Below are 23,746 nucleotides of genomic sequence, written 5' to 3' on the forward strand. Positions count from 1 at the left end.
AAAAGTTTTAGCGCAAATGCCATTAAGCTTTTGTGTATTCAGTTATTTACGACTATATATTTACTTGAGTCATACATGGCGAGTTAAGTAATAAAAGGCATTAACGACTATAAGGGAACAAGCATGAAAGTAACTCTGCGAGATCTTGGTTTGATCATCGTCTTATCAGTAGCTAGCACAACAAGCTATGCCAATTTAGGCGAGGTGCCTGACATTGATACAGCAAAAGGCTCTGGCCTTAAAGGAATGTTAGGGCTAGGCGCAATGTCGGTACCCGAATACATTGGTGGCAACGAAAACGAAACAGAAGTCTTACCTATCATCAATTTAACTTATCAAGATAAATTCTACTTTCGCTTTAATCGCGGAGGCTGGTGGTTTTGGCAACCACAAAATAGTCACCTAAATGCGGGTCTTGAAGTCGGCTTTCGTCGCGGTTGGGAGCGCGAAGACTTAGTGACTAGTTTGAGTGATTCTCTTGATCTTTCAGGGCCTCAATTTAATGAAACCGATGACGCAATTTTAGCAGGGGTCAACGTCGAATATAGCAATAATGGTTTTAGTACTGAAGTTTCGCTACTTACAGCGAGTGCCGACGAAAATTTTTATGGCGAGGATCCTGGCATTGAGTTGATCCTTAGAGCTTCTTATACGATGGTTTTCTCGCCTAAATTTTCCCTTTCGACATCAAGTAAGATTGAAGTACTCAGTAAAGACACAGTGAACTACTACTACGGAGTTAATGGTTATGAAGGAGACTTAGCCTTAAATGTCTCACTCGCAGCTATTGGCGCTTATCGAGTGACAGACAATTGGCTGGTGCTTGGTAGTTTAGGAGTAAACTTCTTAGGTAGTGAAATTGCTGATAGCCCGCTCGTAGCAGACGATAGCCAATCAATTGCAATTTTAGGGGCCGCTTACTCTTTTTGATAAACCCTAAAATCATATCGCCAAAAAACAAAAGAGCGGATGAAACCGCTCTTTTTAATTTGAAATTAATAACTTAGCAATATACTTATTCTTTGGTGTATACGACGTTTTCATCCCAGTAGTCGTCATCATCGTCATCCCAATCATCGTCGTCTTCGTCGATATCTGACATGGCGTCTTGATGGTAAGTATCCCACTTAAACTCGACTTTTTGATCGTCGTCTTCCGCTTCTTCTTCGGCAGGTAGCGCATCAATAAAGTCCATCAAATCAGCACACAGCTGCTCTGTGCCCATTTTGTTGAATGCTGAAATGGTGTGTACTTCACCTTCCCAGCCAAGTCCTTCGATGATTTCTTGCTTAAGTTCTTCGGCTTCTTCATCAAGCAACAAGTCTAGCTTGTTAAGCACTAGCCAACGCGGCTTGTCTGCAAGTTTTTCCGAATGCTGCTCTAATTCACCAATAATGGTTTTTGCATTCTCTACAGGATCGCTGCCATCAACGGGCATAACGTCAATTACATGCAGCAATACACGACAGCGCTCAAGGTGACGTAAGAATGTTGTCCCTAAGCCAGCACCATCGGCAGCACCTTCAATTAGGCCCGGAATATCGGCAATCACAAAGCTACGCTGTGAATTTAAACGCACCACACCTAAGTTAGGTACTAAGGTAGTAAATGGATAATCAGCAACTTTTGGTTTAGCTGCCGACACACTGCGAATCAACGTTGATTTACCGGCATTAGGTAAACCCAGTAATCCAACATCGGCAAGCAACAATAACTCAAGCTGAAGATTGCGTATCTCGCCCGGTGTACCATCAGTTTTTTGGCGTGGTGCGCGGTTCGTACTGCTCTTAAAGCGGTTGTTGCCTAAACCGTGCCAACCACCTTTAGCCACCATTAACTGCTGCTCGTGCTTGGTTAAATCACCTACTTGCTCGCCCGTATCAACATCCACAGCGCGCGTACCGACGGGCACTTTTAAAAACAAGTCTTTACCGCCTTTACCAGTACAGTTACGCGACATGCCGTTTTGACCGCGTTCAGCTTTGTGGAAACGTTCAAAGCGGTAGTCAATTAGCGTATTAAGGTTTTCGTCGGCAACCAGGTAAACGTCACCGCCGTCGCCGCCATCACCACCGTCTGGGCCACCAAATTCGATATATTTTTCTCGGCGAAAGCTTACACAGCCATTACCGCCATCACCCGCTTCGACGCGGATCTCAACTTCATCAACGAATTTCATTTAAGTGTCAAATGCTCCGAACTAATCATTTCCACTGTCTAAAAATGACAGCTGAACGCCTACTTTATCTAGCGTAACGCTAATTATAAGCGATTTTAGCTTGTTGCCCAATTGGACAATTGTATTTACTTGTATACCCCCAATGCCCCTTCGAGAGGCATGGATGTAGACAAAAAAAAGCCCCGCTACTTAGTAGCAGGGCTTTTCGATAGGTTAAACAGTAAATTATTCAGCAACGATGCTAACGAACTTACGGTTTTTAGGACCTTTAACTTCAAACTGAACTTTACCGTCAGTTAAAGCGAATAATGTGTGGTCTTTACCAATACCCATGTTGTTACCAGCGTGGAACTTAGTACCACGTTGACGAACGATGATGTTACCAGCTAAAACTGACTCACCACCGAAACGCTTAACACCTAGGCGTTTACTTTCTGAATCGCGACCGTTCTTGGTACTACCTGCTGCCTTCTTATGTGCCATCTTGAAATGCTCCTAAAATTAGCCGTTAATACCAGTAATTTTCACTTCAGTGAACCATTGGCGATGACCCATCTGCTTGCGTGAATGCTTACGACGTTTGAACTTAACGATTTTAACTTTATCGCCACGACCTTGAGAAACAACTTCAGCTGTAACCTTGCCACCTTCAACTAAAGGCGCACCAACTTTGATGTCTTCGCCGTTAGCGATCATTAAAACATTATCGAATTCAACTGTAGCGCCAACTTCTAGTTCAAGCTTTTCTAAGCGAACTGTTTGACCTTCAGTTACACGGTGCTGTTTACCACCGCTTTGGAATACCGCGTACATAGCTACTCCGTACCGCACCTGCTTGTTTTGTGAACATTCTAGGTGCTTAAATTTAAAAATATAGGGCGCGAATTCTACGCGAAGGAATCTATGATCGCAAGGCTAAAATCACTTTTATTGTTGATTATTTGTCAAGCCCGTAGGAAGCTCGCTTTAGCCCTATTCATTGCTAGTGTTTTTCGTGTAAACTTAGCGCTAATCAACATCAAAAAACTCCTCTTTTCCCTGCTATGAATTTAACCGATATTCAGTCACTTGCCCGTCAAGACATGACCGAAGTGAACGATCTTATCTACAGCCAGCTAAATTCCGATGTGGCATTAATTAATCAATTAGGTGTCTATATTGTCAACGCCGGGGGCAAGCGCATGCGCCCATTATTGAGTGTTTTAGCAGCACAAGCGATCCAATATCAGGGAAAGGATCATATTGCGATCGCGGCGATCGTTGAATTTATTCATACCGCGACATTATTGCACGATGATGTAGTTGACGAGTCGTCCCTACGCCGTGGTCGAGAAACTGCCAACGCCTTATTTGGCAATAGTGCCAGCGTATTGGTGGGTGACTTCTTATATACCCGTTCATTCCAGATGATGGTAACGCTAAAAAATATGCGTATCATGGAAATTCTGTCAGATACGACTAATGTGGTTGCAGAGGGTGAAGTACTGCAATTAATGAATTGTAATGATCCTGACACCACAGAAGACAGCTATATGCAGGTGATTTACTGCAAAACAGCCCGCTTATTCGAAGCAGCGACTCAATTAGCTGCGGTGATCGCAGGATCTGATCCTAAGATCGAACAAGCACTAGCAGATTACGGCAAGCACTTAGGTACAGCGTTCCAGCTAGTCGATGACATTATGGATTACACCGCTGATGCCAAAGAAATGGGCAAAAATGTCGGTGACGATTTATCAGAAGGGAAACCAACATTACCACTATTATATGCAATGGCAAACGGCAGCGAAGCACAACGTCAGCTGATTCGCGACGCTATTGAACATTGCAATGGTATGGAGCACCTTGACGAAATCTTAGCAGCGTTAGATGAAACTGGTGCATTAACCTATACCCAACAAAAAGCAGAAGAAGAGGCTGATAAAGCTATCTCTGCTCTTTCTGTATTACCTGATAACGATTATAAAACTGCATTGATCGCCCTTGCACATATTGCCGCAAATCGCAGCGCATAAAGGTTAATAGCGCGAGCTACAAATCCACCTCAATTTATTCTAAAATAGGCCACGACATTTCGTGGCCTATTTACTTTGTGGCTTAGCTTTTTGTGGCTTAACTTTTTGTGGACTGATAACTAAATGACCGCTGCCAATTTAAAACAACTGCTCGCCAACTCTGATCTTTTACTCAACGCCGTCGGTGAAGGGGTTTACGGTTTCGATACCCAAGGCAATGCGATTTTTATCAACGCCGCAGCTGAGCGCATGACGGGTTGGGACGCAAATGAGCTGTTGGGCAAAAAGATCCACCAATACCATCATCACACCCGCGCTGATGGTAGCCACTACCCTGCTTGCGAATGTAATATCTATGCAACCGCACAAGATGGCATTAGCCGACAAATTAGTGATGAAGTGTTTTGGCGAAAAGACGGTAGCGCTTTTCCCGTGGAATACACTTCAACCGCTGTTTTTCATAACAATAAAGTGATCGGTGCAGTTGCGGTATTTCGAGACGTTACTGAGCAAAAAAACAATGAACAGGCACTACAAATTGCCCTGAAAAAAATTCAGTCACTAACCGAGCAGCTGCAAGCAGAAAATCATTACCTGCAGAGTGAGCTAAAACAGCAATGGACGGCCAGCTCGTTAACTGGCAATAGCCTTATCATGCAGCGATTAGTCTCACAGATTAAACTAGTGGCTAACACCAACTCAACCGTGCTGATTTTAGGTGAAAACGGCACAGGTAAAGAGCTTGCCGCCAGACAACTACACGCTCACAGCAGTCGCGCGAAAAAGCCGATGATCAAAGTCAACTGCGCAGCTTTTACCCCTAGCTTGTTAGAGTCCGAGCTATTTGGCCATGAAAAAGGTGCATTTACCGGTGCTAATGAAACACGCAAAGGTAAGTTTGAACTGGCCAATCATGGCACGCTATTTTTAGATGAGGTGGGTGAGCTATCATTGGAAGCGCAAAGCAAGCTACTGCGCGTTATCCAAGAGCAAGAATTTGAACGAGTTGGTGGCAACAAAACCATTAAAGTCGATATTCGTTTGATCGCTGCTACCAATCGCGACCTTAAAGCTATGGTGGATAATGGCGAGTTTCGTATGGACTTATTTTATCGGCTCAACGTTTTTCCACTGGAGATGCCGCCGCTCAGAGCACGCGTTGATGATATTCCATTATTGTGTGAACAAATTATCGAACGCTTAAATCGTAAACTAGCCAAGCAAGTTACCGCCATTAGTAAAGATAGTCTTAACGCTTTAACTGGCTATCACTGGCCGGGCAATGTAAGGGAGCTGCAAAACATCATTGAGCGTGCGATGATCCTATCCACCAGCTCAGAGCTAAATTTAGCGCTACCTAACGAGCATATTCAAGGTTCAACAACAGCTCCGCAGTTTAGTATTCAGCAATCAACTGCCATTAATAACACGATTGCCCAAACACTTGATGAAGTGCAGGCTAGCTATATTCGCCAAGTACTTGAGCAATGCCAATGGCGTATAGGTGGCGAGTCAGGTGCAGCTAAACATTTGGGCTTAGCCGACAGTACGCTGCGCTCTAAAATGCAAAAGTTAGGGATTAAACGTGCGTCGAGCTAGCACGTATCACTGCCTTACTAACGCAAATCAACAAATCTGATACAGCAGCTTAGCTTTAAACCACGATATATCGTGCCACAAGCATTTTAAACCACGATATATCGTCGATCACATCTTTTCAAAAATAACTAATAGTTAACAAATTCAATACGTTAAAAGTTTTAAGAGGTTGGCACTTAAATTGCGATATGCCCTGTGATGTAGTTTAGAGGGCACACCATGAAATTTGATATCAAAGAAGAAGATATGATCATCAAGCCATACAAGCATGATGAAGGTATCTATGTTCGTCTTCAGCAAGGGTTTTACGCCAAGCTGCGTAAATACAGCAGCATGATCCTAATGCTGATCTTTGTCTTGATCCCTTGGATCCCCTACCAAGGCCAACAAGCCATCTTGCTCGATGTGGCAGCCCAGCAATTTCGTATTTTTTCCATTACCTTTTTTCCGCAGGATCTTACTGCGTTAGCAGCACTCTTTATGGTCGGTGCCTTTGCGCTGTTTTTCTTTACTACCTGGCTAGGCCGGGTGTGGTGCGGTTTTATGTGCCCGCAAACCATTTGGATGTTCTTATTTATTTGGGTAGAAGAAAAAATTGAAGGTAATCGTAATCAGCGTATCCGCCTTGATAAGCAGGAATGGAACGCTGACAAGGTCAAAAAGAAAGGCGCAAAGCATCTTATTTGGTTAGTGCTTTCCTTTTTTACTGCCGTGACATTTATGTCGTATTTTATTCCAGTAAAAACCTTATATAGCGAGCTCTTCACCCTGAGTTGGTCTGGCTTGGTTTATTTCTGGGTTGGCTTATTTGCACTTTGTACTTGGGGAAATGCTGGCTTTTTACGCGAAAAAATGTGTATTTACATGTGCCCATATTCACGTTTTCAATCGGCCATGTTTGATAAAAACACCTTGCTAATTGCCTATGATAAAGTCCGTGGTGAAAATCGTGGTCGTCGCAAACGCAAAGACGATCCAAAAGCATTGGGTTTAGGCGATTGTGTTGACTGTAACTTATGTGTGGATGTTTGCCCTGCTGGCATTGATATCCGCAATGGCCTGCAATACGAATGCATCAGTTGTGGTGCTTGTGTGGATGCCTGTAATCAAACCATGAGCCAATTCAACTATTCACAAGGTTTAATTCGCTTTACCAGTGAGAATGCCTTAGCGGGCAAACATGTCTCCCCTTTTAGACCGAAAATAGCGGCTTATGGCGCATTTACCCTAGCTATGTTTGTATTGATGGGCTTCTTTATCGCGACGCGTTCACCGATTGAAGCTTCGGTATTGCGCGACAGAAACGTGCTTTATCGCACTACCTTCGATGGCCATATTGAAAACAGCTATCAACTTAAACTCACTAACAAGTTACAGCATGCTGAAAGCTTTACTTTGAGTATTGAAGGACAAGAAGACATTGAACTGTCGTTATCGGAGCCATTAAACGCGCAAGCGTTAGAAATGTTGGTTGTGCCCTTTACCTTAACAGCGCCGCCTGAGCACTTACCACAAGGTGTCACTTCGCTAAATATTCGGATTACCGCCAATAACAGCGATGAGGTGGACGTCACTAAATCCATTAAGTTTTATGCCGGTTAATTGCTTACTTGCACTTACCGGTAGCTAATCGGCTACATAAAGGCGAATCATCTAGAGCGATATAAGCCAGATAGTCAGCTTATATCGCTTTCCCTATCAGGCTAATTCCCCAGTGTCGCTTGCGATAATGGTTTGCCAGCAACCAACACCTCTTGCCACTGCGCTAGCGATTTGATGTCGTAACTGTGTTCGACAAGCACTAAATTACTGTCTAATTTGATCACATAGGGCAGCACTTTATAAGCATTAGCAAACAGGCGTGTTTTAAGTGGCTTTGCACCATCATTTGCCAGCCAAGTTTCACCGGTAAAGCCAGTTTTCTTGAGCATAGCGCTCACAGCTGCTTTATCATCATCGAGAGCAATAGCAACCAAATTAACATCAAGCTTTTGTTGACGAACTTGCTCAATATCACGCAAGGTTTTGTAACACGGGGCACACCAAGACGCGAAGAAGTAGATAACCGATGCGCGGCCTTGTAACTCACTAAAAGAGCGGGATTGACCATCGAGCGAGGCTAGATCAATTGCTTCAATTGGCTGGCCGATAGCGGCTAGTGATTTCTGAACTTTTTCTTCATAGCTGTTGGCAACACTAGCATTGGAAAACACCACACACGCGACTGATAAACTTAGGATAAGTAATCCCTTAATCTGAATATTTACAAACCTACGCAATCTTGATGGAAACAAACAATTCAACTTAACTCCTTGTTTTATATATTAAGACCTCCTTCTATCTATGCCTTCTATCTATGCCCTAAATTCAGCCTTATTACAAGTGAGGTATATCCCAATTCGAGATTTATACATGATTTGCAGATACAAAAAAGGCAAGTGTAAAGCTTGCCTTTGAGTTTAGTTAATTTGCTACTAGCAAATTATTCTGCGGCTGACATCTCAAACGGCTCAGGCAGTGGCGTACGCTCTGTTGACGCTGGTAAAATTGGTAATGCGAACTTAGGTTGCTCACCTGTTAGTGTTTTTAAGAAAGCTACCAAGTCAGCAACTTCTTGTTGGTTAAATTCGCGACCAAGTTGTACGCGTCCCATAATTTCAACTGCTTTAGCTAAAGTTTTAGCTTGGCCATCATGGAAGTACGGGTAAGTTAATTCAACATTACGTAGTGTTGGTACTTTGAAGCTATGGCGATCCGCTTCATTACCCGTTACATCAAATCGGCCTTGAGCAGGGTTTGCTGTTTCATATTTTTTCACTAGGCCCATTTTCTGGAACATAGTACCGCCAACGGCAGGGCCATTGTGACAAGCAGAACAGCCACTTTCTTTAAACAATTTGTAGCCCGCTTGCTCTTGTGCAGTAATCGCGTTTTTATCGCCTTTTAGCCATAAATCAAAACGAGAATTTGGTGTTACTAAGGTTTTTTCAAATTCCGCAATGGCTTGCGTGACTTGTTCAATATCCATTTGCTCACCGCCAAAGGTTGCCTTGAATTCCTCAACATAACCAGGAATTGAGCTTAGCATTTCAATAGCTAAATCGTGGCTGTAAGCCATTTCTTTCGGGTTTGCAATTGGACCACCAGCTTGCGCTTTTAAGTCTTTTGCACGACCATCCCAGAACTGAACAAAGTTCAAGCTTGAATTAAGTACTGTCGGAGAGTTGATCGGGCCTTGCTGCCAATTATGGCCAATCGAGGTTGTTAGGTTATCAGTACCGCCCATGCTTAGGTTATGACAGCTATTACATGAGATAAAACCAGACTTAGACAAGCGCGGGTCGAAGTAAAGCTTCTTACCCAATTCAGCTTGCGCTTGATTGATATTAGTTGCTGGTTCAATAGGTTGAATAGGTTCTTGTGCGGTAGCTGACGCCGATAATGCTAAACCTAGCGCCAATCCTGAATTTTTAATAAGCTGTTTCATCTTCAATGCCCTCGATGATTGATAATTAGCTAAATGTGTTTTCCAAACAATTGTTGAAAATATTATCATTAGAGTAATTACTTCACTGTAATAAATTGTTAAAGCTAAGGTTTAAGCTAAAACCAATCTAGCAAGATGAGGTACCTACTAAAGCAACCAAGCGATAAGAAGTGTCGTTTAAAGTGACAAATTGAGGGCTGAATATTTAAAGCTGAATATAGATAACTGTTTATTAGAGCTGGGTATTGAATCTGCGTGTAAAAAACGGTTAAACCCGAAGGAGCTTAACCGTTTTTATGATTGGTACTAAGAACCTATTTAAAACAACTAAATAGGCTAGCTTCCCACGCTAGGCGGCATCACTAATCTTCTCTACCTTAGCAGGTGCCGCGGTTTGCTTTTTCCCTAGTTTCTTTTCTTTGCGTCGATCGCGCAATGCCAGAAGCGTTGGCGTTAATACTAAGGTTAAAACAGTTGCAAACGCTAAGCCGCCAGCAATTGCCGTTGCTAACTGTGCCCACCATTGTGTAGACGGTGCACCAACCACGGCGGTACGGTTAAAGAAGTCTAAATTCACCTGCAATACCATAGGCATTAACCCTAAAATGGTCGTAATCGTGGTTAACATAACTGGGCGTAAGCGCTGTGCACCGGTGCGTAAAATCGCATCGGTAATTGGGAAACCTTGGCGACGTAGCACATTATAAGTATCGATCAGCACGATATTGTTATTCACGACAATACCTGCCAGTGAAATTACGCCAATACCGCCCATCACAATACCGAACGGCTTTTGCACTATCATCAGCGCCAAGAACACGCCAACGGTTGAGAAAACAACGGCACTTAAAATCAAAAATGCTTGATAGAAGCTATTAAACTGAGTGACCAAAATAATCGCCATGACAAACAAGGCAACACCAAACGCATTAACCAAGAAGTCTTGCGATTCTTGCTGATCTTCATTTTGGCCTTTAATGGCAATATCCACCAAGGGATCTAATCCTAAGGTCGGCAGTTGCGCTTCAAGCTCAGGTAGCACTTGGATCAGCTGAGCGCCCGGTACTAAGTTCGCTTGCACAGTCACCACGCGTTTGCCATCCACGCGGCGAATGGTATCCACTTTTGGCGCTGCGGTACGGTCAACAAAGCTGCCGACCGGCACTAAGCCTTCATTGGTTTTGACACGAATGGTATCTAAACGACCTAAGTTACGTTTATCTTCAGGGAAGCGAACACGAATATCTAACTCATCGTCTGTATCATCAGGACGATATTCCCCTAACTTCAAACCATTCGTCACCATTTGCACAGTTGAACCTAATAGCGCCGCATCTGCGCCATAAATCGCGGCAAGTGCACGGTCAATATCCAACTGCCATTCAATACCCGGCTTAGAGCCGGTATCTTCAATATTAGTAAATTGGCCATTGGCAGCTAAGGCGTTACGAACAATACGAACATTGTCATCTAGCTTGTCAGGGAAACGAGAGCTTAACTCGACGACTAAGTCTTTACCTGACGATGGACCTGGCTCGTTTTTACGAGCTTCGATTTCGACACCGGCCATATCGGCGGTACGTTGTTCAATATCTTTAATGACTTCATCAGCAGTGCGACGCAGTTGCCAATTCTTAAAGTTCAACCGGAAAGTACCGACTAGATCGTTGCCACCAGTGCGAGTATATAAGGTTTCAATATCATCAATCGGCAAGATACGTGCTTCAATTTCACGCATGATCTCGTCTTTTTCATGGATAGATAAGTCACCATGTGAACGCACCATCATCATCGCACTGGTCGGTTCGACTTCTGGGAAGAAAATCGCCCCTAGGCCAGATTTGCCATAACCCCACATTACAAGCATCGCGATCACAATAGTGCCGAGCAATACTTTAACTGGGTTGCGAATAGCTTTTGACAACACGCCAACGTATTTGCCAGTAAAACCTTTAAGCTTAGTTAGGTCACCTGCTTCAGCTTCGATCATTTGTGCTTTTTCTTCAGCGCTAATCGCGCGCGACTTACCAAACACAGCGCCAATTGTTGGCACAAATACCAGCGCCATAGCTAATGATGCCGTTAATACCGCAATCAAGGTGAATGGTAAGTACTTCATAAACTCACCCATAATGCCTGGCCAGAACATTAACGGTGCAAAAGCTGCCAGTGTGGTCGCGGTTGAAGCGATGATAGGCCATGCCATGCGTCGCGCCGCCATTTGGTAGGCTTTAACTCGCTCGACCCCTTCGCTCATTTGGCGATCGGCAAATTCAGTAACCACGATGGCGCCGTCAACCAGCATACCAACCGCCATGATCAAACCGAACAACACAACGATATTGACGGTTAAACCGGCAATCGCAATCACTAAAATACCCGTTAAAAATGCCCCTGGAATCGCTAAACCTACCAGCATGGCACTGCGTGTACCGAGCGCAGCGATGACCACAATCACGACCAGTAAAACGGCCGATAAGACGTTGTTTTGTAAATCGCTTAAGGTGTCTTTAACGTCAACAGATTGATCGCCAACATAGTCCACCATCACTTGGTTCGGCCACTTAGCGCGCTGCTCTTCAATTAGGGCTTTAACCTTATTGACGGTTTCAATAATGTTTTCGCCAGAGCGCTTTTTCACTTCCAATGAAATCGAACGTTCGCCGTTTAAACGGGCAAACGAGGAGGGATCCTTATACGCACGACGAACAGTAGAGACATCGGCAAAAGTGATAACGCGATCGTCATTCACTTTAATTGGTAATTCTAGTAAGTCATCAATGGTTTCAAATACTGACGGAACTTTTACGGCAAAACGCCCTTTACCCGTGTCCATAGTACCTGCTGGTACTAAACGGTTGTTGCGTTCAACTAAGTTAAAAATATCGTTTTGATCTAAGCCGTAGCTTTCCATTAGCAATGGATCGACAATGATTTCCACCATGTCTTCGCGATCACCGCCGATTTCTACTTCCAGTACTTCTTGCAAGCCTTCAATGCGGTCGCGCATATCTCGTGCGAGTGTTACTAAGCCTCGCTCAGTCACTGGGCCAGATAAAATCACAGTCACCGCTGGCTCTTCATTGGCCATGGTCACTTCGTGCACTTCCGGCTCTTCGGAGTCAGACGGCAATTTCGCTTTCGCTAGGGTGACTTTGTCGCGTACATCTGCCAGCGCTTCTTTTGGATCAAGGCCAGCGAGAAATTCAAGCGTTACTGAGGCGTGTCCTTCACTGGCATTGGCGGTCATTTCCTTCACACCAGCAATCGATTTAAGCTCGCTTTCCATTGGCCGTACGAGCATACGCTCAGCATCTTCAGGTGAAATGCCGTCGTGCACCATAGACACGTAAATAAATGGAATGGTAACGTCAGGGTTTGATTCTTTGGCAATATTCGCGTAGGTAATGGCGCCCGAAATCAATAACAGCACAAACACCATCAGCACCGAACGGGTGCGGGTTAACGCAGCATCTATCATAGATAACATAATGGTTAGCCCTTGTTCATGTCGCTAGATTGCTGCGCAAGCGCTTGTGCTGTGTCAAAGACAGCTTCAACGGTATCGCCCGCACGGACAAAACCTTGGCCAAGCACGATAATGTCAGCTTGTTTACCTAGCCCAGTTAACCAAATACCATCGCTTTCACTTTTCACGATATTAATGCCAGTAAACACCACCTGGTTATCAACCACGATTTTAATACCGATGTTGCCTTGCTCGTCTAACGCTAATAAGGCCGGTGATACTTTAATGGCATCTACTTCAGCAAGTGGCAAGGTCACTTCACCGCTCATGCCCGCAAGTAGCTGGTTGTCAGCATTTTCAATCGCTACTTCAATTTTAAAGGTGTTTGTTGCATCATCGGCAACACTGGCAATGTAACGAATTTCGCCATCCGCTTGTTGATGGCTTAGCAGTTCAATATGCGCAAGTTGCCCTGTTTGTAATTGGGTAATTTGATTTTCTGTGGCATGAGCACGAACAATCAAGGGATCGAGATCCGCAATCATCGCAATTTGATCGCCGTCTTTTACATAGTCACCTTGTTCGACATAACGGGTGTTCATTACGCCATCAAATGGCGCACGAATCACGGTATTAGCAATATCAATTTCCAAGCGTTGAATGGTCGCTTTCACTGCTTCTAATTCAGCCACGGCACGCGCTAATTGTGCACGACCTTGGTAACCGTCTTTATGAAGTTTAGTTGCACCTTGGTGCTCAATTTCCCGCTGTGCGCGCAACGCTTTAGCTTCTGTTAATCGCGCCTGTAAATCGTTGATGGCGATACGGGCAATCACATCACCTTGTTTTACCGTCGCCCCACGTTTCGCCAACACTTCAACAATTTTCCCGTCGACTTCTGCTTTTAACGTAGCGGTGCGATCAGGCTCAGTACGACCGTATAGCTCAACTGTGTCAAACACTGGTACTGCCATGCGTGTTTCAACTTTGACTTTAGGGATAGGGGCTTGTTGAGTTTTCTTAGATGACTCTGCTACTACTGAGCTACTGTTGCCCTCAGTGTTGGTTTGAAGCTTATTATCCTGACTGATACCTGACGCCATCCAAAGTACCAATAGCAAAGCAATGACAATAGCAATGACATAGGGACGTTCGGCGAACCATTGGCGATTTAACATGAGAATTCTCTTATTAACTGTTAGCTATGGGCAATTCAAAAACTTACGGCGAAAGCACAAGAAAAGCGATATTACCCGACAAATACACTAGACCGTATAGTCTAAACGAGTATTAAATCGCATTCAAAATACGGTTGCTACAAAATGTTTCGACAATTGATTTTTGTACAGATTCAACTACGTAATAGCAATTAAACTAATAAAGATTTTAGTCTAAAGAGAAAACAAACTAGGGAAAACAAAAAGCCCGCTAATGTTAGTGAGCGGGCTTTTTGTTTAAAAAACTGAAATTATATGGTGTATTTAAATTGAGAACGATGAACCACAACCACAAGTTGTTGTTGCATTTGGGTTGCTCACAATAAAGCGGCTACCTTCTAAGCCTTCAATGTAGTCCACTTCGCCGCCAACCAAATATTGTAAGCTCATTGGATCTACCACCATAGTAACGCCTTGTTTTTCAATGGTCATATCACCTTCGTTAACTTTTTCGTCGAAAGTAAAGCCATATTGGAATCCCGAGCAACCACCACCGGTAACATAGACGCGCAGTTTAAGTGCAGGATTCTCTTCCTCAGTAACTAGCGCCAATACTTTTGTTGCCGCTGCATCGGTAAATTGGATCGGTAATTCAGGATTAGACATTGGACATAATTCTCACACAATATTTCAGGGGCGGATTATCTTAAACCTGAGTACTTTAATCAAGTATTAGCCGCCTGAAAGGATTAGACTAAGTTGGTTTAACTAATGCCGACCAAGGATAACTTTCATTTAACTCGCTGTATTTTTGCCATTTTCCTTTCGGCAATACGGCCTTAATTTCCAATGATTCAGGAATAAAGTCAGCAGGTACAGTTAAATCACCTTCAATACGTTGAAAGTACTTTAAACTAAACGAGCGCTGTTCTTGGGAAAGTTGGCTAATTTGTTCAAGCGTTAATGTCGCTGGACGATTTGCTTGGCTACCCTTTAACGAAAATTCAATATACCCTTTGGCATAGCGCTTTTTCAGCGTTTGCTGGATAAGTACAACACTTAATCGATAGTGGTTTTCACTTTCCATTGGCTCCAACGCCACTTGATCAATAACGAGACCGTCTGCCTGCTTCTCTGGTGCCATCACTTTTTCATAAAACGCCAACTGCTTTTTAACCGCGAAATGATCCACTTCCATGGCTTTAATGGTTTGCTGGGCACGCTGATTGGCAATGCGCTCAACTTCAAGTTCAAGCTCTAGTGTATGAATATGTTTGAGGTTTTCATTTTGCTGATGATAAAGTTCATCTAAGCGCAGTTTTTGTTGACTAATTGTTTGCGTTTGGAAACTATGAAAATAGTTGCCAATTCTATAGCCAACGAATAGACACAAGGCAATTGTTGAAAACAATAAAAGTGCAGACTTGAATGCACCTAAGCGCTTCGCGACAACAGGTAGATTTATTTTTGCTAACCAATTCATTTATCAAGTATTATTGAAATTAAAAACAACATAAAAACGATTTTTCTTTGCTAAATATAACGCGCTTTAAAAACACGGTTAACTATCTAGACATTGCGATGCGCAAGCGTTTAGCACTGCCCATTACCTCTTGGCAACTGTGTTTACTCGCCATCATTGGCGGCACGATATCGTCCTTACTGATTGCCTTATTTATTGGTGCGATTAATAGCATTCAACAATGGTTACTCGCAGATATCGGCCATTATACCAGCTTAACCGAGTTAAATCGTTTATTCTTGCCAATCATTGGCGCCTTAGCAATTTTATTAACGGCGTGGTTAACTGGTTATCAATATATTCGTACTGGTATCCCGTTTGTACTGCACCGCTTGAAAGTCGCCTACGGTGTGATTCCATTGCGCAATACCATCAATCAGTTTTTCGGTGGCATTATCGCCCTTGCCAGCGGTTTTTCCGTGGGTAAAGAAGGTCCTGCCGTACATTTAGGTGCGGCCAGTAGTGCTTATTTAGGCAGCCGCTTTAATCTGCCATCCAATGCGACTCGAACCTTGGCAGCATCAGGCGTAGCTGCCGGTATTGCGGCGTGCTTTAACACACCTATTGCCGCAGTAATTTTTGTGATGGAAGTAATTCTGCGCGAATACAAAATTCACATGTTTATTCCGATCATGCTGGCCGCAATTGTTGGCTCTATGGTGACCAGCACGATTTTTGGTCCTGCCCATGGTTATGAATTTTTTAGCCCTGTTGCCTTAGATTTTGAGCACTACCCTTGGCTTATTCTATTGGGCTTAATGCTAGGTACATTAGCTGCTATTTTTAATCGTTTTATCGTTGCAGCCATTGAAAACGCCAAGCATTTTCACGTGGTTGCGCGCTTATTAATTGCCGGCCTAATTACCGGCTCGGTCGGCTTTATTATTCCCTATGCAATGGGTACAGATCTTGGCGCAATGCACTTTACCATGAGTGATGACGCCAGCACGGCGTTATTGCTCGGCTTACTAGTCGCTAAATGTGGCTTAACTATTGTAGCCGTTGGCATGGGTATTCCTGGTGGTGTAATTGGCCCAATTTTCAGCATTGGCGCAATTGCAGGTGCTGTTGCTGCGGGCATGATGGGCATCGCCTTTGAAGATAAAATGACTAGCGACTTTGCCTTAATGGGCATGGCTGGTTTTATGGCAGCAACACTTAATGCCCCGCTTGCGGCCTTGTTGGCAGTGGTTGAACTATCAAACCAACTAGAGATTATTGCGCCATCCATGTTAGTGATCTCCACCGCTTGTCTATGCGCTGGTCAGCTATTTAATAATCGTTCCGTATTTATTATGCAGCTTAACGTCCAAGAGCTCTCGTATCGAACGCCACCATTGGAGAACACCCTCCACAATATTGGTGTATTAGGCATAATGCGCACTAATTTAGCGTTACTCAATGCCAGAGACACTGAGCAAGAGATGCAAGAAAAAGCGATGAAAAGCGAATACTTGATCATGCAAAGCAATGGCGAGTTTTACTGGAATGAAGTGGTTTACGAGCCAGGCAAAGAGCGACGCTTCAGACAACATAAGCTGATTCCAATTTCCAGCTGCGCAACGCTTGCTGAAGCATACCTACAACTAAATGAGCAGCGTTTGGGTGGCGTGTACATTTATGACAAATCACCGGATAATATTATTGGTTTATTAACCTTCGAGCAGATTCGTGCGTATTTAACGAAAGGAAAAATTTAATAATGACCACAATATTATGGCTAAAGGCTTTTCACGTAATTTTTATGGTTGCCTGGTTTGCCGGTATTTTCTATTTGCCTCGATTATTTGTGAATCACGCAGAATCAAATAATCCCGATGTGATTGAACAGCTAAAAGGCATGGAGCGACGCCTACTCTTTTTTATTACCCCATTTGCGATACTTACCTTAGCACTCGGGTTAGCCTTGATTATGCAATATGGTCGTGACTGGTTTGTGGCCGCAAAATGGCTGCATTACAAGCTGACCTTAGTGATTATATTGTTCGCTTATCACGCCTATTGTTTTAAATTGCTGAAAGATTTTAAGCTAGATCGAAACACTCGCTCAGGTCGCTTTTACCGTATTTTTAATGAAGTTCCCGTACTGATTTTATTTGCTGTCATTATTCTTGCTTACGTCAAACCTATGTAATCTGCTCCTGTCAAATTCAACATTGGCATTTATACCTGCGAGCGATTTAAGTTAGCGTTAACCGCTCGCAAACACATTCAATTGTTTTGCTAACTGTGCTATATTTCGCGCCGATAATTTTAGAGGCGCTAATGGCTGGTTAGCACACCGCATTCAGCGCAACCACTCATATCATGGCTGGATAAGCGTTATGATGAAATTCCAAGGTAGTCACATCTTGTCGGTATCGCAACTTGACCGCGATGCTATTGCTAAAATTCTTGATGTTTCCGCACAAATGGCGCCCTATGCGGCACGCCAAAAGCGTTGTCATGTTCTTGATGGCGCCATCTTAAACAACCTATTTTTTGAACCAAGTACTCGCACGCGCGTCAGCTTTGGTACTGCGTTCAATTTGCTCGGCGGTTTTGTTCGCGAAACCGTAGGTGAGGAAAACTCGTCGCTGAGTAAAGGTGAATCTTTATACGATACCGCACAGGTAATTAGCGGCTATTCCGATGTTATCGCAATGCGCCACCCGAAAATGCACTCTGTTGCAGAGTTTGCTGAAGGCTCCAGTGTTCCGGTGATAAACGGTGGTGACGGTGCAAATGAACACCCAACCCAAGCCTTATTGGACTTGTTTACCATTCAGTCTGAAATGTCACGATTTGGCAAAGGCTTAGACAATTTAAACATCGTGCTAATGGGTGATCTTAAGCATGGCCGCACCGTACATTCACTGTCTAAACTGCTGAGTTTATACAACAACGTGAAAGTGACGATGGTCTCGCCGGCGGCGCTACAAATGCCAGACAGTGTTATCTCAACGCTAACCAACGCTGGTCACCAAGTGATTGTAACTGACAAAATCGCTGGCAACCTCGCCTGTGATGTGATTTATCAAACTCGCATTCAACAAGAGCGCTTTGCCAGTGCAGATGAAGCTGATTTATATCGTGGTCACTTTAGCCTTAACAGGCAGGTTTATCAGCAATATTGCAAAGAAAACACGGTGATAATGCACCCATTACCTCGCGACTCACGCCCAGAAGCTAATGAGCTAGACACTGATTTAAATGACTTAGCCAACTTAGCAATTTTCCGCCAAGCACAAAATGGTGTGCTGGTACGAATGGCGTTATTCGCACTAACCTTAGGTGTAGAAGATAAATTGACGGCATACGAAAAACCCGTGCTTTGGCATAGCAATAAAGCTTACTAAATAGCGGTTAATCCGCTCGCGCACGTATTGAAATAGAATTGACAGGAAACCACATGCAAAAATCTGCAGAACTTTTTGAACAAGCAAAATCCATTATCCCAGGCGGGGTGAACTCACCAGTACGTGCATTTAATGGCGTTGGCGGCACACCGTGTTTTATTGAACGTGCTGACGGTGCCTATATTTTTGATGCTGACGGCAAAAAGTACACTGATTACGTTGGTTCTTGGGGACCAATGATTCTAGGTCACAACCATCCTGCGATCCGCAACGCCGTGCTAAAAGCGGTTGAACATGGTTTAAGCTTTGGCGCGCCAACAGCGCTAGAAATTGAAATGGCTGAGAAAGTACGTGAAGTCGTGCCATCAATGGAATCGCTGCGTATGGTAAGTTCAGGCACCGAAGCGACCATGAGTGCCATTCGCCTAGCACGTGGCTACACAGGCCGTGATAAAATCTTAAAATTTGAAGGTTGCTACCACGGTCACGCAGATTCGTTATTAGTTAAAGCAGGCTCTGGCGCCTTAACCATGGGCGTACCAAACTCACCGGGTATTCCTGAAGACTTCGCTCAGCACACACTAACGGTTAGCTTCAATAACCTTGACGAAGTTAAACAGGTATTTGCTGAGCTCGGCTCTGAAATTGCCTGTATTATTGTTGAGCCTGTGGCTGGCAACATGAATTGTATTCCTCCAGTTGCTGGCTTCTTAGAAGGTTTACGCCAAGTCTGTGACGAACACGGCAGTGTGTTAATTTTTGATGAAGTAATGACAGGTTTCCGCGTTGCCCTAGGCGGCGCACAAGCACATTACCAAGTACAACCTGACTTAACAACGTTAGGTAAAGTCATCGGTGGTGGTATGCCAGTAGGAGCCTTTGGTGGCAAACAAGCCATTATGGATTACATTGCGCCGGTAGGACCTGTTTACCAAGCGGGTACACTTTCAGGTAACCCGATTGCTATGGCTGCTGGCTTAGCTTCATTGAATGAGTTATGCCAAGGTGATAAGCACCAGCAACTCGCCGCAAATACCGAAAAAGTGGCGAAAGGCTTTAAGGCCGCTGCTGAAAAACACGGTATTGCGCTAAGCATTAACTATGTCGGTGCAATGTTTGGCTTCTTCTTTACCGAGGAAGAAACCATTACTAGCTATGCGCAAGCGACAGCGTGTGACGGTGAGAAATTTAAGCGCTTTTTCCACCTCATGTTGGACGAAGGTTTCTACTTAGCGCCTTCAGCATTTGAAGCTAGCTTCTTATCAACAGCTCACACTGATGAAGATATCGAGAATACGATTGCGGCAGCAGAGCGGTGTTTTGCTAAATTAGCGGCCTAATTAGCAGCTTGCAAAGTAAAACTCAAAAGCAGCGCTCAGCGCTGCTTTTTTATTGTCTAATTTGATGTCTAAAGAAAGGGGTTACCCCTCATCACGACCAAATAACTTTTCCAGCCAAGAGCGTTTATCAACAATTTTTTCCATGCAGTTAGAATAGCTAAGTCCAATAGTAACCGCAGGGTAGTACGCCATTTGCTGGCAAGTTTCTTCAACCGCGTTGCCCGAAGTTAATTCAAAGCCAACATCTTTTACATCATTTGGCACCGGCCAGTTTAGATTGTTAACGCCTGCTTGTTTGAGGTAATTGGCAAACAATACTAAGGCGCCGCTGCTGCCAGTAAGTTGCATCGGTTTATTATCGTCATGCCCTATCCAACTGGTGATTAGCTGCTCTTGATCATAACCAACAAACCAACTGTCTCTTTGGTCATTCGTTGTGCCTGTTTTACCCGCAACCTCAGCACCTTTTAAACGCCAGCTAAGCGATTTTGCCGTGCCTCGCTCGGTCACTTGCTGCAATGCATAATTCATTAAATAAGCGCTTTGCGAAGAAATTCGCTGCTCATGACGAGGGCGATATTGCCACAAGGTTTCGCCGTTATGTGCGACGACATGAGTAATGGCATGAGTGCGCTCATAGTACCCTTGATTGGCAATGGGTAGATACAACTGGTTAATTTGATAGGGCGACATATTAACTGCACCCAGCAACATAGAAGGGCGCTCTGTCAGCGGCTTTTCGTAACCCAGCATCGCCATGGATTGCACCACATTATCCAAACCTAATGACATACCTAGATTAACGGTTGGAATATTCAGTGATTCCACCAAGCCATCAATCAGCGGTACTTGGCCTCTAAACTTTCCATCGTAATTTTTAGGGCGCCACTCTTTACCTTGCTCAGAGCCAAGGGTGATTGGTTTATCTTCAATCGGACTGGCAAAGTTAAATTGCTGGTAGCGCTCTAGCGCGGGCAGGTAAACCGCTGGCTTAATTAACGAGCCTATTGGTCTATGGGCATCTAACGCACGGTTAAAACCGTTGTTATCAATATTTCTATCGCCCACTAGCGCCATGATTTCACCAGTGCTCGACTCGGTTACCATAGCAGCAGCTTGCAATGCACTTTGTTTATGTTTACGTTCAAGCTCCGATAACGTCTGCGCAGTTGTTTGCTCTAACAATAACTGAGCTTTCATTGAGAAGCCGGTAAAGACTTTAATGCCTGCATTTTGTTGCTGATTTCCGAGCAACTCTGGCAATTCACGCTTAACAAGCTGCATGTAATTGTAAAAGTGTTGGCGAGTCATGCGACGTTTACCGCGAATACCAAGGTTGGCTGCCATCGCTTGCTCGTATGTCGGCACATCAATCAAATGATGCTCAACCATAAGCTTGAGCACAAGATCACGACGCTTTCTAGAATTGTCTGGTTTGCGCCACGGGTCGTAGTAGCTAGGTCCTTTAATAACCCCGATAAGCAATGCCATTTGCGCTGGGGTTAGCTGGTTAAGCGAGCGACCAAAATAAAATTCCGAAGCCAAACCAAAACCATATACGCCATTGGCAAAGTGCTGCCCTAAATAAACCTCGTTAACATAGGCTTCAAGTAGTTGATCTTTGCTATAGCGATATTCGAGTAGCAATGCCATTAAGGCTTCATTAACCTTGCGAACGATGGTTTTTTCACGGGTTAAGTACATATTCTTAACCAGCTGTTGGGTCAGGGTACTGCCGCCCTGTACAGTGCGCCCAGCGACAATATTACTGTATAACGCTCGCAAAATACCGAGTGGTGAGACACCGCTGTGAAAATAAAAATCTCGGTCTTCAACCAACAACAGAGTGTCCAACAAAGCTTCTGGCACTTGCTCTAGGCCAACTAACACTCGGTCTTCTTTACTGGATGGAATAATCCGTGCAACCAACTGCGGTGCTAATGTCACCGACTTAGCTAGGCTGTTACCGTGGTAAACTTTAATCACCTTGCCATTGGCAATGTCGATGGTTAGTCGCGCCGCAGAAAATTCTTGGTCTCGATAACTAAACTCTGGCTGAAAAATAATGATGCGCGAAGACGATAAGGCAAACTGACCTGGTCGCCACACTTTCGAGACTTTTTGATAGCCGCCACGTGTTAATGATTTAGCAAGGTAAGTGAGCGATAACGGCTCACCTGCGCTTAACAACTCAGCACGGCTAAACACTTGCACAGGCACTTGCCAACGCTGCCCTTCGAATTTTTCTCGTACTTTAGCATCAAGATAAACCACATAAATGACTAAGAAACACAGCACAAATAAGCCTAGCTTAAAGCCAGTTGATAATAGCCAGCGGCCTATTGATTTACGTTTAGTACTGTTATTTTCAGGCTTAGATTGAGAAGAGCGAGAAGACTTTGACGACGATGACTTTTTAGCAGCGCCAGCAGATTTTACTGCTGGCTTGTCTGATTTTTTGGGCATGATAGCGGCTTATCAATTAACCAGTTGGCGGAGGTTAAGACTTTTCGGACTTAGCAGAAAATTTAGCTTTTAAACGGTGGCGATAATTCGCCTTCGCAAGTTTTTGCATATCTTCCACCTGATCACTTTCGTCAACGATTTCACGACCTAAGAAAGTTTCAATACAGTCTTCCAAGGTGACAATTCCAGCCGTTTGACCAAAGTGGTCTTCCACTAAAAAGATATGTTCGTGGCGCTTAATAAATACGTCTAACAAATTCAATACAGGGAAACTTTCTGAAATACGATAAAGTGGTGAGGCAACTTCCTTGACGGGAATATCGCCTTTACCTTGGCGTTCACTTTCGTATAAATGCGCTTTCAGCAGTACCCCAGTAATATTGTCGATTGATTCTTGATACACAGGAATTCGAGTAAAGTTTGCGGTTTTGTCTGCACTTAATGCTTCACTTACAGTGATATCTTCCGGTAAAGCGTGAACGACACTACGAGGCGTTAGAATATCTTCTGTTTTCGCATCGCGAAGCTGCAAGATGTTTTCAACTAGCTGATTTTCCTGACCAACAATCGCCCCATCTTTATGACTCAATGCCGCTAGTGCTAACACTTCTTCTCGGCTGATCACTTCGTTTTTGCCCTTGCTAAATAAACGCGTTAGGAACGAAGAAACCCATACCAGCGGATACACTAATTTCACTAAGAAACTAATGATATATGCCGAAGGTACGGCTAAATTACGCCAAAACGTGGCACCTAAGGTTTTTGGAATAATTTCCGAAAAATACAGAATGGCGAGTGTTAGTAAGAAGGCGACTAATGTTTCTTTGGACTCACCAAACACTTGAATAGCCTGCGCACCAACGCCGGCTGCGCCCATGGTATGGGCAAATGTGTTTAAAATTAAGATACTAGAAATTGATTGATCTAGGTTAGTTTTCACATTTTCCAGCACTTTACCGCCGCGCGGCTTATTTTTTAGCACCTGCGCGACATAGCTCGGCGTAACCGATAATAAAACTGCTTCTAAAATGGAACAAAGAAAAGATACGCCAATGGCGACAGTAAGGTAGATTAAAAGTAGTGTCATTAATCCGAGAAAATAAGTTAATTAGTGAACCAACAATATACCTAAACATGATAGCTATTAATAGCGTAATCGCATAACAGGTTAGCG

Annotated in this window: 19 protein-coding genes; 8 read left to right on the forward strand and 11 right to left on the reverse strand. The window is 43.9% G+C overall.

Annotated features, from left to right (window positions below; translation table 11 throughout):
* Positions 1 to 123 precede the first annotated feature (123 nt).
* Positions 124 to 930: a MipA/OmpV family protein gene (locus tag DXX92_RS16665; protein ID WP_116001702.1), complete on the forward strand. Its 807-nt coding sequence runs from the start codon at positions 124 to 126 to the stop codon at positions 928 to 930.
* 85 nt (positions 931 to 1,015) lie between these two features.
* Here DXX92_RS16665 and cgtA read toward each other — a convergent pair whose 3' ends face one another.
* The 3 genes from cgtA to rplU all read right to left on the reverse strand — a co-directional run bounded on the left by cgtA (position 1,016) and on the right by rplU (position 2,992).
* Positions 1,016 to 2,179 (reverse strand): Obg family GTPase CgtA, encoded by a 1,164-nt coding sequence (gene cgtA, locus DXX92_RS16670; RefSeq protein WP_116001704.1) that lies wholly within the window; start codon positions 2,177 to 2,179, stop codon positions 1,016 to 1,018.
* Between the two features lie 225 nt (positions 2,180 to 2,404).
* Entirely contained in the window at positions 2,405 to 2,662 is a 258-nt protein-coding gene (rpmA, locus tag DXX92_RS16675; RefSeq protein WP_116001706.1) for a 50S ribosomal protein L27, read from the reverse strand.
* An 18-nt stretch (positions 2,663 to 2,680) separates the two neighbouring features.
* Complete coding sequence (rplU, locus tag DXX92_RS16680) at positions 2,681 to 2,992, reverse strand: 50S ribosomal protein L21 (protein WP_116001707.1); 312 nt, start codon at positions 2,990 to 2,992, stop codon at positions 2,681 to 2,683.
* A gap of 230 nt (positions 2,993 to 3,222) precedes the next feature.
* Here rplU and ispB point away from each other — a divergent pair, with 230 nt between their 5' ends.
* The 3 genes from ispB (at position 3,223) to ccoG (ending at position 7,395) form a co-directional block, all read left to right on the forward strand.
* The gene (ispB, locus tag DXX92_RS16685; RefSeq protein WP_116001709.1) at positions 3,223 to 4,194 is read left to right on the forward strand and encodes an octaprenyl diphosphate synthase; all 972 of its coding nucleotides are present in this window, start codon (positions 3,223 to 3,225) and stop codon (positions 4,192 to 4,194) included.
* Positions 4,195 to 4,317: 123 nt separating this feature from the next.
* Entirely contained in the window at positions 4,318 to 5,793 is a 1,476-nt protein-coding gene (locus DXX92_RS16690) for a sigma-54 interaction domain-containing protein (protein ID WP_116001711.1), read from the forward strand.
* 219 nt (positions 5,794 to 6,012) lie between these two features.
* Complete coding sequence (gene ccoG, locus DXX92_RS16695) at positions 6,013 to 7,395, forward strand: cytochrome c oxidase accessory protein CcoG (RefSeq protein ID WP_116001713.1); 1,383 nt, start codon at positions 6,013 to 6,015, stop codon at positions 7,393 to 7,395.
* A gap of 101 nt (positions 7,396 to 7,496) precedes the next feature.
* On the opposite strand, the gene DXX92_RS16700 is transcribed toward ccoG, so the two are convergent.
* The 6 genes from DXX92_RS16700 to DXX92_RS16725 all read right to left on the reverse strand — a co-directional run bounded on the left by DXX92_RS16700 (position 7,497) and on the right by DXX92_RS16725 (position 15,389).
* Positions 7,497 to 8,009 (reverse strand): TlpA family protein disulfide reductase, encoded by a 513-nt coding sequence (locus DXX92_RS16700; RefSeq protein WP_181901773.1) that lies wholly within the window; start codon positions 8,007 to 8,009, stop codon positions 7,497 to 7,499.
* Between the two features lie 266 nt (positions 8,010 to 8,275).
* The gene (locus tag DXX92_RS16705; protein ID WP_181901774.1) at positions 8,276 to 9,280 is read right to left on the reverse strand and encodes a cytochrome-c peroxidase; all 1,005 of its coding nucleotides are present in this window, start codon (positions 9,278 to 9,280) and stop codon (positions 8,276 to 8,278) included.
* 349 nt (positions 9,281 to 9,629) lie between these two features.
* On the reverse strand, positions 9,630 to 12,770 hold the full coding sequence (locus DXX92_RS16710) for an efflux RND transporter permease subunit (RefSeq protein WP_116001719.1): 3,141 nt from the start codon (positions 12,768 to 12,770) through the stop codon (positions 9,630 to 9,632).
* 5 nt (positions 12,771 to 12,775) lie between these two features.
* Positions 12,776 to 13,927 carry an efflux RND transporter periplasmic adaptor subunit gene (locus DXX92_RS16715; RefSeq protein ID WP_116001721.1) on the reverse strand — a complete coding sequence of 384 codons (1,152 nt, stop codon included), beginning with the start codon at positions 13,925 to 13,927 and terminating at the stop codon, positions 12,776 to 12,778.
* Positions 13,928 to 14,230: 303 nt separating this feature from the next.
* Positions 14,231 to 14,572 carry an iron-sulfur cluster insertion protein ErpA gene (gene erpA, locus DXX92_RS16720; RefSeq protein WP_116001723.1) on the reverse strand — a complete coding sequence of 114 codons (342 nt, stop codon included), beginning with the start codon at positions 14,570 to 14,572 and terminating at the stop codon, positions 14,231 to 14,233.
* Between the two features lie 88 nt (positions 14,573 to 14,660).
* Positions 14,661 to 15,389 (reverse strand): DUF6776 family protein, encoded by a 729-nt coding sequence (locus DXX92_RS16725; protein WP_116001725.1) that lies wholly within the window; start codon positions 15,387 to 15,389, stop codon positions 14,661 to 14,663.
* A 47-nt stretch (positions 15,390 to 15,436) separates the two neighbouring features.
* Between DXX92_RS16725 and DXX92_RS16730 the strand changes: the two genes are divergently transcribed.
* The 4 genes from DXX92_RS16730 (at position 15,437) to hemL (ending at position 20,106) form a co-directional block, all read left to right on the forward strand.
* Entirely contained in the window at positions 15,437 to 17,128 is a 1,692-nt protein-coding gene (locus DXX92_RS16730) for a chloride channel protein (protein ID WP_245961509.1), read from the forward strand.
* Between the two features lie 2 nt (positions 17,129 to 17,130).
* On the forward strand, positions 17,131 to 17,562 hold the full coding sequence (locus tag DXX92_RS16735; RefSeq protein ID WP_116001727.1) for a CopD family protein: 432 nt from the start codon (positions 17,131 to 17,133) through the stop codon (positions 17,560 to 17,562).
* Between the two features lie 190 nt (positions 17,563 to 17,752).
* The gene (locus DXX92_RS16740) at positions 17,753 to 18,766 is read left to right on the forward strand and encodes an aspartate carbamoyltransferase (protein WP_220347669.1); all 1,014 of its coding nucleotides are present in this window, start codon (positions 17,753 to 17,755) and stop codon (positions 18,764 to 18,766) included.
* A gap of 53 nt (positions 18,767 to 18,819) precedes the next feature.
* Complete coding sequence (gene hemL / locus DXX92_RS16745) at positions 18,820 to 20,106, forward strand: glutamate-1-semialdehyde 2,1-aminomutase (protein WP_116001731.1); 1,287 nt, start codon at positions 18,820 to 18,822, stop codon at positions 20,104 to 20,106.
* 81 nt (positions 20,107 to 20,187) lie between these two features.
* Here hemL and mrcB read toward each other — a convergent pair whose 3' ends face one another.
* A complete protein-coding gene (mrcB, locus tag DXX92_RS16750) occupies positions 20,188 to 22,572 on the reverse strand; it encodes a penicillin-binding protein 1B (RefSeq protein WP_116001733.1) in 2,385 nt (794 codons plus the stop codon).
* A 34-nt stretch (positions 22,573 to 22,606) separates the two neighbouring features.
* Positions 22,607 to 23,659: a CNNM domain-containing protein gene (locus tag DXX92_RS16755; protein ID WP_116001735.1), complete on the reverse strand. Its 1,053-nt coding sequence runs from the start codon at positions 23,657 to 23,659 to the stop codon at positions 22,607 to 22,609.
* Positions 23,660 to 23,746: the final 87 nt, after the last annotated feature.

The sequence above is a fragment of the Thalassotalea euphylliae genome, assembly GCF_003390395.1.
Classification (GTDB): domain Bacteria; phylum Pseudomonadota; class Gammaproteobacteria; order Enterobacterales; family Alteromonadaceae; genus Thalassotalea_F; species Thalassotalea_F euphylliae_C.